This window comes from Pseudomonas sp. LBUM1678, assembly GCF_059695575.1.
The window spans coordinates 1,866,627-1,880,563 of sequence record NZ_CP166775.1 but is presented as its reverse complement, the minus strand read 5'-3'; the positions used below and the strand labels follow the sequence as shown (position 1 = coordinate 1,880,563).

The 13,937-nt window shown below is 61.7% G+C and carries 15 protein-coding genes and 1 riboswitch; of the genes, 2 read left to right on the top strand and 13 right to left on the bottom strand.

Annotation, left to right across the window (positions count from 1 at the left end):
* Positions 1 to 111: 111 nt before the first annotated feature.
* From ACA070_RS08520 to cobO, 10 genes are all read right to left on the bottom strand, one after another.
* Complete coding sequence (locus tag ACA070_RS08520; protein ID WP_497450778.1) at positions 112 to 843, bottom strand: adenosylcobinamide-GDP ribazoletransferase; 732 nt, start codon at positions 841 to 843, stop codon at positions 112 to 114.
* 2 nt (positions 844 to 845) lie between these two features.
* Positions 846 to 1,421, bottom strand: coding sequence for an alpha-ribazole phosphatase family protein (gene cobC, locus ACA070_RS08515; RefSeq protein ID WP_497450777.1), 576 nt, complete (start codon positions 1,419 to 1,421; stop codon positions 846 to 848).
* Complete coding sequence (gene cobT / locus ACA070_RS08510; RefSeq protein ID WP_497450776.1) at positions 1,418 to 2,473, bottom strand: nicotinate-nucleotide--dimethylbenzimidazole phosphoribosyltransferase; 1,056 nt, start codon at positions 2,471 to 2,473, stop codon at positions 1,418 to 1,420. The genes cobC and cobT overlap by 4 nt, the downstream gene beginning before the upstream one ends.
* Positions 2,470 to 2,991 carry a bifunctional adenosylcobinamide kinase/adenosylcobinamide-phosphate guanylyltransferase gene (gene cobU / locus ACA070_RS08505; protein ID WP_497450775.1) on the bottom strand — a complete coding sequence of 174 codons (522 nt, stop codon included), beginning with the start codon at positions 2,989 to 2,991 and terminating at the stop codon, positions 2,470 to 2,472. Before cobU ends, cobT begins: the two co-directional genes overlap by 4 nt.
* Positions 2,992 to 3,124: 133 nt before the next feature.
* Complete coding sequence (locus ACA070_RS08500; protein ID WP_497451926.1) at positions 3,125 to 4,585, bottom strand: cobyric acid synthase; 1,461 nt, start codon at positions 4,583 to 4,585, stop codon at positions 3,125 to 3,127.
* Between the two features lie 50 nt (positions 4,586 to 4,635).
* The gene (gene cobD, locus ACA070_RS08495; RefSeq protein ID WP_497450774.1) at positions 4,636 to 5,628 is read right to left on the bottom strand and encodes a threonine-phosphate decarboxylase CobD; all 993 of its coding nucleotides are present in this window, start codon (positions 5,626 to 5,628) and stop codon (positions 4,636 to 4,638) included.
* Positions 5,621 to 6,529, bottom strand: coding sequence for an adenosylcobinamide-phosphate synthase CbiB (cbiB, locus tag ACA070_RS08490; RefSeq protein ID WP_497450773.1), 909 nt, complete (start codon positions 6,527 to 6,529; stop codon positions 5,621 to 5,623). The genes cobD and cbiB overlap by 8 nt, the downstream gene beginning before the upstream one ends.
* Positions 6,526 to 7,176 carry a 5,6-dimethylbenzimidazole synthase gene (gene bluB, locus ACA070_RS08485; protein WP_497450772.1) on the bottom strand — a complete coding sequence of 217 codons (651 nt, stop codon included), beginning with the start codon at positions 7,174 to 7,176 and terminating at the stop codon, positions 6,526 to 6,528. Before bluB ends, cbiB begins: the two co-directional genes overlap by 4 nt.
* Positions 7,173 to 8,573 carry a cobyrinic acid a,c-diamide synthase CobB gene (locus ACA070_RS08480; RefSeq protein WP_497450771.1) on the bottom strand — a complete coding sequence of 467 codons (1,401 nt, stop codon included), beginning with the start codon at positions 8,571 to 8,573 and terminating at the stop codon, positions 7,173 to 7,175. Before ACA070_RS08480 ends, bluB begins: the two co-directional genes overlap by 4 nt.
* Entirely contained in the window at positions 8,570 to 9,181 is a 612-nt protein-coding gene (cobO, locus tag ACA070_RS08475; protein WP_131062200.1) for a cob(I)yrinic acid a,c-diamide adenosyltransferase, read from the bottom strand. Before cobO ends, ACA070_RS08480 begins: the two co-directional genes overlap by 4 nt.
* An 81-nt stretch (positions 9,182 to 9,262) precedes the next feature.
* Positions 9,263 to 9,496: riboswitch (cobalamin riboswitch) on the bottom strand.
* A 156-nt stretch (positions 9,497 to 9,652) separates the two neighbouring features.
* Here cobO and ACA070_RS08470 point away from each other — a divergent pair.
* On the top strand, positions 9,653 to 10,237 hold the full coding sequence (locus ACA070_RS08470; protein WP_497450770.1) for a hypothetical protein: 585 nt from the start codon (positions 9,653 to 9,655) through the stop codon (positions 10,235 to 10,237).
* Between the two features lie 67 nt (positions 10,238 to 10,304).
* The gene (locus ACA070_RS08465; RefSeq protein ID WP_497450769.1) at positions 10,305 to 11,618 is read left to right on the top strand and encodes a PQQ-dependent sugar dehydrogenase; all 1,314 of its coding nucleotides are present in this window, start codon (positions 10,305 to 10,307) and stop codon (positions 11,616 to 11,618) included.
* Positions 11,619 to 11,736: 118 nt separating this feature from the next.
* On the opposite strand, the gene ACA070_RS08460 is transcribed toward ACA070_RS08465, so the two are convergent.
* From ACA070_RS08460 to ACA070_RS08450, 3 genes are all read right to left on the bottom strand, one after another.
* A complete protein-coding gene (locus ACA070_RS08460) occupies positions 11,737 to 12,390 on the bottom strand; it encodes an O-methyltransferase (RefSeq protein WP_497450768.1) in 654 nt (217 codons plus the stop codon).
* Positions 12,391 to 12,412: 22 nt separating this feature from the next.
* Positions 12,413 to 12,949, bottom strand: coding sequence for a C40 family peptidase (locus ACA070_RS08455; protein ID WP_497450767.1), 537 nt, complete (start codon positions 12,947 to 12,949; stop codon positions 12,413 to 12,415).
* Positions 12,950 to 13,170: 221 nt separating this feature from the next.
* On the bottom strand, positions 13,171 to 13,797 hold the full coding sequence (locus tag ACA070_RS08450) for a C40 family peptidase (protein WP_497450766.1): 627 nt from the start codon (positions 13,795 to 13,797) through the stop codon (positions 13,171 to 13,173).
* Positions 13,798 to 13,937: the final 140 nt, after the last annotated feature.

The window sequence follows — 13,937 nt, the reverse complement described above, 5'->3', positions numbered from 1 at the left end:
GCAGGCTCGCTCCCACAGTGGATCTTCAGTGGACGTTGAATTTATGTGCGACGCCATCAATGTGGGAGCGAGCCTGCTCGCGATGAGGCCGGCACATCCTGCCCACAACCATCAGACCAACGCCAATCCTACCAGCACCGCCATCTCCAGCAATTCCAGCAACGCCCCGGCCGTGTCCCCTGTCGTCCCGCCCAATCGCCGCAGCATCACCTGCCGCAACCAAACGAACATCACCCCCGCCAGCAACAGCGCCCAGACACCGCTGACTCCAGCGATCAAAACGCAAGCCAACCCACTGACCGCCAACACCTGCTTACCCGCTGAACGAGGCAAATGATCCGCCAGCGCCTGCCCCAACCCACCGGCACGCACATACGGCGTAGTCAGGAACAACCCCAGCATTGCGCTGCGACCAATCAGCGGAACGATGATCAGCACAACGCTGTGCTGCTGCTCGATCAACGCCAGCAACGCGGCGAATTTGAGCAGCAACACCAGCACCAGCGTCACCACCGCAATCGGCCCACTGCGTGGGTCTTTCATGATGGTGAGCGTGCGCTCGCGGTCACCAAAACCACCGAGCCAGGCGTCGGCGCTATCGGCCAGACCGTCCAGGTGCAACGCGCCGCTGAGCAAGACCCAAACCGTCAGCAACAACGCGGCGTGAAGCAACAGCGGCGTGCCGAGCAGCAGCCAGTTCAGCGCCCATAAAAGTGCGCCGAACAGCAGCCCGACCAGCGGATAAAACAGCAGCGACCGACCCAGTTCCTGAGGAGCCGGCATGCCGGGCAGGCGAATCGGCAAGCTGCTGAGAAATTGCAGGGCGATCCAGAACGGCAACATGGTCAGATGACTTCCTTGAGAATGACGCCTGACTCGACGCTCAACGAAAACAGCGAGCCATGGCCGACCTCGACATTCAGCAACTGCTCTCGCGGCAAACCCCGGGCCTGAGCCAGCAACAAACGCATGACGCCACCATGGCTGATCAGCAAGATCTGTTCGCCCGCATACGCCGCGTGCAGACGCTCCACCGCCGCCAGCACCCGTGTCGAAAAGTCCCCGACCGGCTCACCCTCAGGGGGCGTAAAGGAATATGGATCGGCCCAGAACAGGCCCAACCCTTCGGCATCAGTCTCCATCAGCGCCGCCGCGCTCCGCCCTTCCCAGGCACCGAAATGCAGTTCTTGCAGATCGTTGTCGAGGTGCACTAGCAGCCCCAGTTGTGCACCGAGCTCATGCGCAAACCGCGCACAACGCTGCAACGGCGAACTGATCAACCGATCCCACGGCCCTTGCTCGACCACCGCCGCGCGCATCTGCTCCCAACCCTTGCCGGTCAGCGCATCGTCGAGACTGCCGCGCAAACCGCCACCAAGCTCGGTTTCACCATGGCGCAGCAGGTCCAGACGCAGCGTCATGCCGGACGGTCCGCCACTGCCGCTTCGGCGAAAGTTGCCATCTGCCCGTGAAGATCACAGGCCAGACGCAGCAACGGCACCGCCAACGCGGCGCCACTGCCCTCGCCCAGACGCAGACCGAGGTCCAGCAGCGGCTCGGCATTGAGGGTTTCCAGCACATGACGATGGCCCGGCTCGGCACCGCGATGGCCGAACAACAACCACTCACGGCATTCAGGATTCAAGCGCACTGCCATCAACGCGGCGACGCTGCAAATAAAGCCGTCCACCAGCACCGCAACGCCTTCCTGGGCGCACGCCAGATACGCGCCGACCAGCGCCGCAATCTCAAAACCGCCGAGGTTGAACAGGGTTTGCAACGCATCTCCGCGCTGAGCGCCGTGCAATGCCAAGGCACGTTCGATGACCTGCGTTTTATGGCTGACACCGTCCGCGTTCAAACCGGTGCCCGGCCCGACCAGATGCACCACCGGGCAATCGAGCAAGGCACAGGCCAGCGCGCTGGCCGCGGTGGTGTTGCCGATGCCCATCTCGCCGCCGATAAACAACTGCGCATCGGCGGCGACCGCCCGCTTCACGCTGTCGCGACCGGCCTGCAAGGCGAGTTCGCCCTGGGCCTGAGTCATGGCCGCACCTTCCACGAAGTTGGCGGTGCCCGCACCGATGTTGAGGTGACGCACGCCCGGCAGGTTCAGCGACGGCGTCACCGTGCCGAGGTCGACCACTTCCAGGGACGCGCCGAGCTGGCGCGCCAACACGCTGATTGCCGCGCCACCGCTGACAAAGTTATGCAGCATTTGCCCGGTGACTTCCTGAGGAAATGCCGACACGCCCTCAGCCACAACACCATGATCGCCGGCAAAAATGGCAATCCACAGCTGATCAAGACTGGGTTTGACCTGCCCCTGCAGCCCCGCCAATTGCACGGCCACCGATTCGAGTCGGCCGAGGGAACCGGCGGGTTTGGTCAGCTGCTGCTGACGCGCCTGCGCCTGTTCGACGGCTTGCGCATCGATCGGCTTGCACGGGTTCAGCCACCAGGATTGAGTCATAACGCGGTTCCTTTCAAAGTCAGGGGCAGGCCGGCGACGGTCAGGACGACACGTTGGCAGCGCTCGGCCAGGGCTTGATGCAGCCAACCGGCTTCATCGACATAGCGGCGAGTCAATTCGCCCAGCGGCACGACACCCATTCCGGTCTCGTTGCTGACAAAAATGATTTCACCCGGCAACGACGCCAGGCAGTCCAGCAGGGCTTCGCGTTCGGCGTTGAGGCGTTCGGTGTCGTCGAGCATCAGCAGATTGGTCATCCACAGGGTCAGGCAATCCACCAGCAGGCAACGGTCGGCGCGGGCGCTTTCGCACAGTACGCGGGCGAGTTCGATCGGTTCTTCGATCAACGCCCATTCGGCCGGCCGACGGGCGCGGTGATGGGCGACCCGCTCGTTCATCTCACCGTCCAGCGGTTGGCTGGTGGCGATGTAAGTGACCTGAAGCTGGCTGTCTGTCGCGAGTTTTTCAGCGAGGCGACTTTTGCCGGAGCGGGCGCCGCCGAGGATTAGCTGGAGCATGGTCATTTACCTGTTAATTGGCGGCGTGGCGACTTCAGTCATCGCGAGCAGGCTCGCTCCCACAGGGGATTTGTGTACGACATAGATCCAATGTGAGAGCGAGCCTGCTCGCGATGAGGCACTCAAAATCACCTCAAATGCCACAGAGCTCACGCAGCAATCGGGTATCCAAATGCTTCTCCACCAGATCCGCCAACCGCTCGATATCCCGCTCGCGCAACCCGTGGTAATCCACTTCCTGCACATCCTGCAAACCCGCCCAGCGCAGCAGCGCACTGCACGCTGCCGGGGATTCAAACAGGCCATGCAGGTAGGTGCCGAAAATCTGCCCGTCAGCACTTTGCGCACCATCGCAGCGGCCATCGTCCAGCTGTACGGCGGCGTTTTCCAGCGCCGGCCCGGTGGTCACCCCGGCATGAATTTCATAACCGCTGACCTCGGCATTTTCCAGCGCAAGACGCCCGCGCACATTGCGCAGTTGCTTCTCTTCTTCTAGCTGTGTTTCGAACGCCAGCAAGCCCAGACCGGCACTGGAACCCGGCGCGCCTTCGAGGCCCAGCGGGTCATGCACCTGCTCACCGAGCATTTGCAGACCACCACAAATCCCCAGCACTTTGCCGCCGTAGCGCAGATGTCGATTGATGGCCGTGTCCCAACCATTGGCGCGTAAATACGCGAGGTCGCTGCGCACGCTTTTTGAGCCGGGAAGAATGATCAGGTCGGCCGGCGGGATCGCCTGGCCAGGACCGATGAATTGCAGGTCCACTTGCAGATGCAGGCGCAGCGGATCGAAATCGGTGTGGTTGCTGATGCGCGGCAGCACCGGCACCAGCACTTTTAGCACACGCTCGGCCTTGTCGGTCTGGCGCTGATCGATGCCGTCCTCGGCTTCGAGGTGCAGATCCATCACATACGGCAGAACGCCGATCACCGGTTTGCCGGTGCGCGCTTCCAGCCAGTCGAGACCCGGTTGCAGCAAGGCGATGTCGCCGCGAAAACGGTTGATGATGAAGCCTTTGACCCGCGCCTGTTCGGTGGGCGACAGCAGTTCCAACGTACCCACCAGATGTGCGAACACCCCGCCGCGATTGATGTCGGCGATCAGCACCACCGGGCAATCCACCGCTTCGGCAAAGCCCATGTTGGCGATATCGCCGGCACGCAGATTGATCTCGGCCGGCGAGCCCGCACCTTCGACCATCACCACCGGATAGGCCGCGCGCAATCGTTCATGGGAGGCCAGCACCGCTTGCATCGCGATGGCTTTGTAGTCGTGATAGGCGACCGCGTTCATCGTCGTCACCGCGCGACCATGAATGATCACTTGGGCGCCGGTGTCACTGTTGGGTTTGAGCAGCACCGGGTTCATGTCGGTATGCGGTTCGAGGTTGGCCGCCTGGGCCTGTACGGCTTGGGCGCGACCGATCTCACCACCGTCGGCGGTCACGGCACTGTTGAGCGCCATGTTCTGCGGTTTGAACGGCACGACGCGCACGCCCTGACGCGTGACCCAGCGACACAACGCCGTCACCAGCGTGCTTTTACCGGCGTCGGACGTTGTGCCTTGCACCATTAAAGTCGTGCCTTGCACCATTAAAGTCGTGCCTTGCACCATTAAAGTCGCGCCTTGCACCATTAACGTGGTCATTGGGATTCCTTGGCGAAGGCTAGAAGTGCTTGCTCAAGGCGCAGCCAGTCTGCCTCATCCGCAGGCAAGCCGAAACGCACGCTGCTGTTGTGGGCGAACAACCGCAGCAAGATGCCACGCTGCGCCATAAACTCGTGAAGCGCTTCGGCACGTTCGGTGATCAGCCATTGAAACAAGGCGCAGCCACCCTGCGGCTGGAAACCATACAACCCGAGCAAAAGCGCCAGGCGCTCGCTGGCCGCTTCGCTGCGCACGCGCTGCCTTGCGTGGCCTTCGGTGTCCAGCAAACAGGCTTGGCCCAACACGCGTGTCGGCCCACTGACCGCCCAAGGCCCCACCTGCTCGGCGAGCAATTTGAGCAGCTTGCGCTCAGCCAGCACAAAGCCCAGTCGCACTCCGGCCAGGCCAAAAAACTTGCCAAAGGAACGCAGCACGATCAAGCCGACCTGATGGGCAAACGGCGCCACGCTCAAATCCGGCGTGTTGTCCATGAACGCTTCGTCGACCACCAGCCAGCCGCCGCGCGAGGCCAGCCGGGCATGCCAGTCGAGCAGACGGCTCGGGGTCAGGCTCAGGCCCGTCGGGTTGTTCGGGTTGACCACCACCAGCACGTCGAGGCTGTCGATATAGAAGTCGACTTCCTGCTCCAGCACTTCGCGCACGATGTAGCCATTGCGCCGCCAGGCTTGCGCGTGTTCGGCGTAACACGGCGACAGCACGCCGACCTTGCCGGCGCGACGCAAACGCGGCAGCAACTGGATGGCCATTTGCGAACCGGCAACCGGCAGCACCTGAGCGGCACCGTAATAGTCGCAAGCCGCCTGCTCCAGACCGTCATCGGTTTCCGGCAAGCGCGCCCAGGCCCGCAGCGGGATTTCCGGGATCGGGAATGGCCACGGTGCGAGGCCGCTGGACAGGTCCAGCCAATCGGCTTCGGCAATGCCGTATTCGAGCGCCGCCTTGCGCAAGCGGCCACCGTGCTCAAGCATAGAATTCAGCTCCCACGCAGAGAATCAGCAGCCATAACCATACCCCGCGCTGGACCAATTGCCAGCCGCGGTCGATGGAGTCGGCGTCCGCTGGCACGCCTTCGCCCAGTTGCGGGCGCTGATGCAGTTCACCGTGATAAATCGCTGCCCCGCCCAACTCGACGCCGAGTGCACCGGCACCGGCAGCCATCACGGGCCCGGCGTTCGGGCTGTCCCAGGTCGGGCCCTGGGTGCGCCAGCATTTCAACGCCAGTCGGGTCTTGCCCAGCAGCGCGTAGGTCAACGCCACCAGACGCGCAGGAATGTAGTTGAGGACATCGTCGATCTTCGCCGCGGCCCAGCCGAAACGTTCGAAGCGCTCGTTGCGATAACCCCACATGGCATCGAGGGTATTGCTCAAGCGATAGAGCACCACGCCGGGCGCGCCGGCCACGGCAAACCAGAACAGCGCGGCGAACACCGCATCGCTGCCGTTCTCCAGGACTGATTCAGTGGCAGCGCGGGCGACTTCGGTTTTATCCAGTTCGCTGGTCTGACGGCTGACCAGATAGCCGACACGTGTGCGCGCCTCCTCCAGATCATCGCTGCGCAAGGCCCTGGCTACCGGCTCTACGTGTTCACCGAGGCTGCGCATGCCGAGGGCGCAATAAAGCGCGAGAATCTCGACAATCCAGCCGACATAAGGCGCCCAGGAAAACGCCGTGGCCAGCAAGGTCAGCGGCAACACCGCAATCACCCAAGCGGTGACGCCATGGCTGCGCCAGCCACGACCCTCGCCATTGAAACGTTGCTCGATGCGGTCGGCAAAACGGCCGAACGCCACCAGCGGATGCCAGCGTTTGGGTTCACCCAGCAGCGCGTCCAGCGCAACCGCGGCGACACTCAATAACGCCACACTCATTGACTCACTCCCCAATAATTTTCATACAGCAATTCACTGAGCGGACGCGCCTGCGCCCACCCTTCGAGTACCAGCATCGGCGCCGGATAGAATTCCTTGACCGGGCCGAGACAAAGAACCGCCAATGGCTTGGCCCCGGGCGGAAAACCCAGCAGATCCGCCAGCGCTTGCGGCTCGAACAACGACACCCAGCCCATGCCCAGACCTTCGGCGCGAGAGGCCAGCCAGAGGTTCTGGATTGCGCAGGACAACGAGGCCATGTCCATTTCCGGCAAGGTGCGACGGCCGAAGATGTGGCGCTCGCGATCGTCCATCAGCGCGGCGACCAACACCTCGGCGCAATCGTTGATGCCTTCAACCTTGAGCTTCATGAATTCGTCAGTGCGCTCGCCGAGAGCTTCGGCGGTGCGGATGCGTTCTTCTTCCACCAGTTGCTGGATCTTGCCACGCAGTGTGCGGTCGCTGATGCGGATGAAACGCCAGGGCTGCATCAGGCCCACGCTGGGGGCCTGATGGGCGGCTTCGAGCAGGCGCTGCAGCAAGTGGGGCTCGACGGTGCCGCCGCTGAAGTGGCGCATGTCGCGGCGTTCGGCAATGGCTCGGTAGACCGCTTCGCGTTCGGCTTCGGAGAATGCGTTGTCGGTCATGGCCTCTTCGCGAGCAGGCTCGCTCCTACATTTGAAGGTGTGCAGCCTGAAGAAACACGGTCCCCTGTGGGAGCGAGCCTGCTCGCGATGGCGGCCTCCCGGTCAGGCGCAAACAATGCGGCTACAGCAGTGGGATTGGACGGAAAATAAAAATGCACATAAGAGGCCGTCATCCGCCCCTCCCGATAAACTGCCTCCGCCCCACGCCCGCCATTCGGACTGAGCCCACGGGCAATCGGCTCAAGCTCAGTGCTGGTCAGCGAGTGGTGATAGGTGTGCCCGCGCAACGAACCTTCCGGCAACTCCACCGCTTGCAACGCCAGCGCCGCAAGACGCTTCTGCATCACCGCATCACCTTTGAGCAAGCCCACCAGTTCAGCCCGAGTACCTTCGACATCGGTCAACGAATCAAGCAGGTACAGCATCCCGCCACACTCGGCCAACAACGGTTTGCCGGCGGCATGATGGGCGCGGATCGCATTGAGCATCGAGGTGTTCTGTGACAGCGCCACATGGTGCAGTTCCGGATAACCACCCGGTAGATAAAGGCTGTCCGCCTCTGGCAAATCAGCATCGCGGATCGGCGAGAAAAACAGCAGTTCGGCGCCCATGGCCCGCAGCAAATCCAGGCTCGCACCGTAGGTGAAAGCGAACGCCTCATCACGGGCCACTGCGATTCGCACGCCGGCCAGCAAAGGCTCTGCGACGATCATTTCAGGCGCCGCGAATTCCACGGGCGGCGGCAGCGCCACATCGCAACTGCTGGCCAGCGATTCAGCCGCCGCATCGAGGCGCAGGTCGAGATCGTTCAACTCGCTGGCCTGGACCAGACCGAGATGACGACTCGGCAGTTCAATCCCGGTCTCGCGCGACAACGCGCCGTACCAGCGCAAACCTTCAGTCAGGCTGCCTTCGAGCAATTGCGCGTGCCGCAACGTGCCCACACGGTTGGCCAACACACCGGCAAACGGCAAGTCCGGCTGATACTTCGCCAACCCCAACGCCAGCGCACCAAAAGTCTGCGCCATGGCCGTGCCGTCGATCACACCGAGCACTGGCACACCGAAGTGCCGCGCCAGGTCAGCGCTGGACGGCGTGCCGTCGAACAGCCCCATGACGCCTTCGATGAGAATCAGGTCGGCTTCACCGGCGGCTTCCCACAACAGACGACGACTTTCCTGCTCGCCGACCATCCACATGTCAAGTTGATACACCGGCGCACCGCTGGCGCGCTCGAGAATCATCGGGTCGAGAAAGTCCGGGCCGCACTTGAATACGCGAACCTTGCGCCCCTGATTGCGATGCAAACGGGCCAGCGCGGCCGTGACGGTGGTCTTGCCCTGACCGGAGGCCGGCGCGGCGATCAGCACCGCCGGGCAATGACGTGGCTGATTCACAGCTCGACGCCTTTTTGCGCTTTGATCCCGGCCTGGAACGCGTGCTTGATCACGCCCATTTCGGTGACTGTATCGGCCAGCTCGATCATCTCCGGCTTGGCGCCGCGACCGGTGACCACCACGTGTTGCATCGGCGGACGTGCCTGCAAGTCAGTGAGCACTTGATCGAGGTCGAGGTAACCGTGCTTGAGGGCGATGTTCAGTTCATCGAGCACCACCAGGCCGATCGACGGATCGCGCAGCAGTTCGCGGGACACTTCCCAAGCCGCTTCGGCGGCGGCGATGTCACGCTGGCGGTCCTGGGTTTCCCAGGTGAAGCCCTCGCCCATCACATGAAAACGCACCTGCTCCGGGAAGCGCCGGAAGAACAGCTCTTCACCGGTGCTGTTGCGCCCCTTGATGAACTGCACCACGCCGCACTGCATGCCATGGCCCATGGACCGGGCAAGCATGCCGAAAGCCGAGCTGCTTTTGCCTTTGCCGTTGCCGGTCAGCACCAGCAGCAGGCCGCACTCATTGGGCGAGTTGGCGATGCGTTCGTCGATCACGGCTTTTTTGCGCTGCATGCGCGCCAGATGGCGTTCGTCACGATCAGGGGAATCAGTCATGGGGGAGCTCTCCGTTGAGGCTGGATAACGGCGGGCAGGCACAAGAATAGACGGCAAGAAGCCTGGCATCGCCCACCGTGATGCCGTTGGATGAATCAGGCCGGTCTCCGGGCTCATGAGCGGCTTGCGCCGGACTGCGCGCCTTCCCATGTCGACAGTCGACACAGTGGCTCAAGGCACAGTCTTCACTCATTTACCGTTGCGGGGGCAGCGCCGGGATCGTGACGTTTCGTCGCGTGAAGATGGTCACTCACCGGCTTCCCTGTTTCACTCTGTCGACCTTCGCCACAGAGCACCTGAAACAAGCCGCGAAGGTTAGAGGGTTGGGGGTGGAGCGTCAATTGAAGACAAAGCGCGGGCGAGCGATATACTGCCGCCGGTCAATTTACTGACACCCCAACTTGCACCACACTGTCAGCAGTGATATCAAAGCGCCACAACCCAACATCACAATTACAAAGGGTGAGCAACATGCAAGGCATGATCATCAGCAATCCGAAGCTGGAATTCCTGCGACCGGTGCTGGAACGCTGGTTTGACTGTATAGACCGCTACAATGCGGTGCGCGGCGATAACGACACGCCTTACTGGTATGACGAAAAAGCCAACCTTGGCTTGCTCTCCGCCGCGGCCTGGATGGCGGAAATGGTCACGCTGCAACAAACCCCAACGCGCAAGCAGAACGAAGAAGGCGAACGCAACGGCCGTGCCGATCTGTTTATCGCCTCCCCCGAAGAACGCGCCTACCTTCAGGCCACTCAACGTTGGCCGAAGGTCAATAGCCTGAACCTGAGCCAGGCGCTGCAGGACATCACCAGCAACGCCAAACGCATCAGCTACGCCAGCGACCTGAAACTCGGCTGCCTGTTCGTTGCGCCACAAAAGGCCCAGCAGAGCGCGACGCCGGAAGAACTGCAGGACATGGTCGACGACCTGCAAAAGGAACACAGCTGCGCCGTGGCCTGGTATTTCCCGTACGCCTATCGCAAGTTGCGCAACGAAGCCGGCAACTATCACCCCGGCATCGCCGTGCTGTTCAAGGAAGCCCGCGGCTGACCGGTTGAACCATCGCGCTTCAAATCTTCTCTATGATTAGGTCAATGCATTCATAGGGAAGATCCGCATGCGCAAGCCCCAGCTCGTTCTCGTCATCGCGCTCGCCGGAGGGCTCGCCGCTTGTGGTGAAACCTCCAGCTTGCAAGTCTCCGACGGTACCGGCCCGTCACCCAAGCTGCCAGAACCGAACAAGACCCTGATCCCGACGGTGAATATCGCCCCGGCGATCGGCTGGCCGGAGGGCGCGAAACCCACTCCTGCGGCGGGCACTCAAGTGGCGGCATTTGCCGAAGGGCTCGATCACCCGCGTTGGCTCTACGTGCTGCCCAACGGCGACGTGTTGGTGGCCGAAACCAACGCGCCACCGAAACCCGATGACGGCAAAGGCATTCGCGGCTGGGTAATGGGCAAAGTCATGGGCCGTGCCGGTGCCGGCGTCCCCAGCCCGAATCGCATCACGCTGCTGCGGGACAAGGACCACGACGGCATCGCCGAAACCCGCACGGTGTTCCTGGAAAACCTCAACTCGCCCTTCGGCATGACCCTGGTCGGCAACGACCTGTACGTCGCCGACACCGATCGCTTGCTGCGCTTTCACTATGAAAATGGCGACACGGCGATCAAGTCGCAGCCGATCAAGGTGGTCGATCTGCCGGGTGGGACGCTGAATCACCACTGGACCAAAAACGTCATCGCCAGCAAGGACGGGAGCAAGCTGTACGTCACGGTAGGCTCCAACAGCAACGTCGGCGAAAACGGTATGGATCAGGAAGAAGGTCGGGCGGCGATCTGGGAAGTGGATCGCGCCACCGGTAATCACCGGATCTTCGCCTCGGGGATTCGCAATCCAAACGGTCTGGCCTGGGAACCTCAGACCGGTGCCCTGTGGACGGCGGTCAATGAGCGGGACGAAATCGGCAGCGATCTGGTGCCGGACTACATCACTTCGGTGAAGGACGGCGGCTTCTACGGCTGGCCCTTCAGCTATTACGGCCAGCACGTTGATATTCGCGTCGAGCCGCAAAACCCGGATCTGGTGGCCAAGGCCATTGCGCCGGACTACGCGGTTGGCCCGCATACCGCGTCGCTGGGCCTGTCCTTTGCCGAGGGCAACGCACTTCCAGCGCAGTTCAAGGAAGGTGCCTTCATCGGCCAGCACGGCTCGTGGAACCGCAAGCCACACAGTGGTTACAAAGTGATTTTCGTCCCGTTTGCTGGCGGCAAGCCGACCGGGCAACCGGTTGATGTGCTCACAGGCTTCCTCAACGCGGACGAGAAAGCCATGGGCCGGCCTGTGGGCGTAGTGATTGATCAGCAGGGAGATTTGCTGGTGGCCGATGATGTGGGGAACAAGGTGTGGCGGGTGTCAGCCGCGAAGTAACTGCAACACACATCCCCTGTGGGAGCGAGCCTGCTCGCGATGGCGTCAGCATAACCAGCAATGATGTTGCCTGACGCACCGCTATCGCGAGCAGGCTCACTCCCACAGGGCTTCGCGTTTAGCGTTTGCGGCAGAGCGTGAGCCCATCACCTAGAGGCAACAACGACAGATCCACCCGCGAATCATCCTTCAACGCGCGATTGAGCGCCTGGATGGCTCGGGTGTCTACGCTTTCGGGATTCTGCTCAAGCACCCGCCCGCTCCACAGCGTGTTATCGAACACCGCCAGTCCGCCGACGCGCAGCAGACGCAGTGCATGCTCCAGATAGCCCGGGTAGTTGGCTTTATCGGCATCAATGAAGATCAGATCGAACTGCCCAGGCTGATCCAGCATGGCGAGGGTTTCCAGCGCAGGCGCCAGACGCAGATCGATGCGATGGGCGAGGCTCGCCTCCTGCCAGTAACGACGAGCAATAGCGTTGTAGTCACCGGGGATATCACAGCAGATCAGCGAACCGTCCTCCGGCAACGCAGCGGCCATGCACAAAGCGCTATAACCGGTGAACGTACCGACTTCCAGCAATCGTTTTGCGCCGATGAGTTTGACCAATAACGCGAGGAACTGCCCCTGCTCCGGCGCCACCTGCCAGCGGGCCATGGGCAGCGCCTGGGTTTCGTCGCGCAGGCGCTTGAGCAACGGCGTTTCCCTCAGGGAAACGTCGAGCAGGTATTGGTACAGGGAATCATCGAGATTGAGTGTGCGAGCGGTCATGACAACCTCTTCGGACAGGACGCTACGGATTGCGGGCCAAGTGCTCAGGCTGCAGAACGCGCTTGGCACTCAGATAAGCCTTCTGCCAGTAAGCCTTGGACAAGCTGTCCAGCTTCACCGTGCCGCCAGTGGCTGGCGCGTGGACGAAGCGGCCTTCGCCGACGTAGATACCGGCATGGCTGACCTGGGAGCCGCCATTGGTGGCGAAGAAGATCAAGTCACCGGTTTGCAGGCCTTCCTTGCCAACGCTGGCCGCTTGCATGCTGATCATTTCGCGGGTGGTACGCGGCAGGGAAATACCGGTGACATCACGGTAGACGTAACCGATCAGGCCGCTGCAATCAAAGCCCGAATCCGGCGTGTTACCGCCCCAACGATAAGGCGTACCCACCAGGCCGAGCGCGCGGAACAGCACATCTTCTGCCTCGGGGGAAAAGGGTTGCGGGTTACCGAAAACAATGGGGGCGCGAACCACCGGCGCGGGAGGCGGTGTGCGACTGGCGCAGGCGCTTAGCAGCGCTGCGAAGAACATGATTGTGAGGCGGGCCGACATCGTCATAAGCAGAACATCCTGATCTGGCTGCGGCTTTTTCTGCCGGGAAGACAGAAAAGAAAACCGCCTGCGCAGGACGCAGGCGGTTTGCCATCAATAATAGATCTGGATTCTAGCGGCTATGGGCCAAACTTCAAGTAAGACTTTAAGTTCGCCTTACAAACTGTCCGCCTACTTCCTTGCGAAGAGGCTTTTTGTCGCCACTTATGTGGCGACAGGCTGAAGATTTACTTGCGGGCGGTGACCATGGTCGGGGCCATCGCGAGCGCGCGCTTGGCTTCGATGAAGGTCTTGCTCCAGTAGCTGTCGCCCAGGCTATCGACCCGGACACCACCGCTTTTGCGGCTGCTGGAATGGATGAACTGGTTGTCACCCAGGTAGATCCCGGCGTGACTGACACGACCGCGACGACCATTGGTGGCGAAGAACAGCAGGTCACCCGGCTTCAGCGCGCTGCGAGCAACCAGCGGAGCGTCTACGTTGATCATTTCACGGGTGGAGCGCGGCAGGTTCATGCCGGCTTCTTCACGAAACAGATAACCGATGAAACCGCTGCAATCGAAACCCGCCTCGGAGGTGCCGCCGAAACGGTAACGGGTACCGATCAGGGACATGCCACGCTCGAGGATGCTGTCAGCCAGAACCGGAAGCTGGTACGACTTGCCATCGGCGAAGTCTGCCAATTCGTTATCGGTGGCTAGCTCTTCCTGGAAAAGAACGGAAGAAGATTGCGCAGTAACTGAATTCTTGACCTGCTGTTGTTGCTCTTGCTGGGTCACTGGAGAGTGAGCAGCGCAACCGAACAACAGGGTAACGAGTGCGAGAGGCACGAGGGGTGCGAAGCGCTTTAGCATGGGCACGACCGTGGCTGATAGTTGTAAAGAAGGCGAGACTATGCCCGCTATCATCCTCATTTGCAAATTCAATCGAACTTTATGTGACTTCCCGGTTCCGCGTTTACATCTAAGCGCTTAAGCCCGTTCTAAACGCCTGC

What these genes read in the sequence shown, in the direction of transcription:
- cbiB (WP_497450773.1), bottom strand. Translation starts at nt 6,529, where the DNA reads ATGAGTGTGGCGTTATTGAGTGTCGCCGCGGTTGCGCTGGACGCGCTG.
- ACA070_RS08520 (WP_497450778.1), bottom strand. Translation starts at nt 843, where the DNA reads ATGTTGCCGTTCTGGATCGCCCTGCAATTTCTCAGCAGCTTGCCGATT.
- ACA070_RS08455 (WP_497450767.1), bottom strand. Translation starts at nt 12,949, where the DNA reads ATGACGATGTCGGCCCGCCTCACAATCATGTTCTTCGCAGCGCTGCTA.
- cobD (WP_497450774.1), bottom strand. Translation starts at nt 5,628, where the DNA reads ATGCTTGAGCACGGTGGCCGCTTGCGCAAGGCGGCGCTCGAATACGGC.
- ACA070_RS08460 (WP_497450768.1), bottom strand. Translation starts at nt 12,390, where the DNA reads ATGACCGCTCGCACACTCAATCTCGATGATTCCCTGTACCAATACCTG.
- ACA070_RS08465 (WP_497450769.1), top strand. Translation starts at nt 10,305, where the DNA reads ATGCGCAAGCCCCAGCTCGTTCTCGTCATCGCGCTCGCCGGAGGGCTC.
- cobC (WP_497450777.1), bottom strand. Translation starts at nt 1,421, where the DNA reads ATGACGCTGCGTCTGGACCTGCTGCGCCATGGTGAAACCGAGCTTGGT.
- ACA070_RS08470 (WP_497450770.1), top strand. Translation starts at nt 9,653, where the DNA reads ATGCAAGGCATGATCATCAGCAATCCGAAGCTGGAATTCCTGCGACCG.
- bluB (WP_497450772.1), bottom strand. Translation starts at nt 7,176, where the DNA reads ATGACCGACAACGCATTCTCCGAAGCCGAACGCGAAGCGGTCTACCGA.
- ACA070_RS08500 (WP_497451926.1), bottom strand. Translation starts at nt 4,585, where the DNA reads ATGGTGCAAGGCACGACTTTAATGGTGCAAGGCACAACGTCCGACGCC.
- cobU (WP_497450775.1), bottom strand. Translation starts at nt 2,991, where the DNA reads ATGCTCCAGCTAATCCTCGGCGGCGCCCGCTCCGGCAAAAGTCGCCTC.
- cobT (WP_497450776.1), bottom strand. Translation starts at nt 2,473, where the DNA reads ATGACTCAATCCTGGTGGCTGAACCCGTGCAAGCCGATCGATGCGCAA.
- ACA070_RS08450 (WP_497450766.1), bottom strand. Translation starts at nt 13,797, where the DNA reads ATGCTAAAGCGCTTCGCACCCCTCGTGCCTCTCGCACTCGTTACCCTG.
- cobO (WP_131062200.1), bottom strand. Translation starts at nt 9,181, where the DNA reads ATGACTGATTCCCCTGATCGTGACGAACGCCATCTGGCGCGCATGCAG.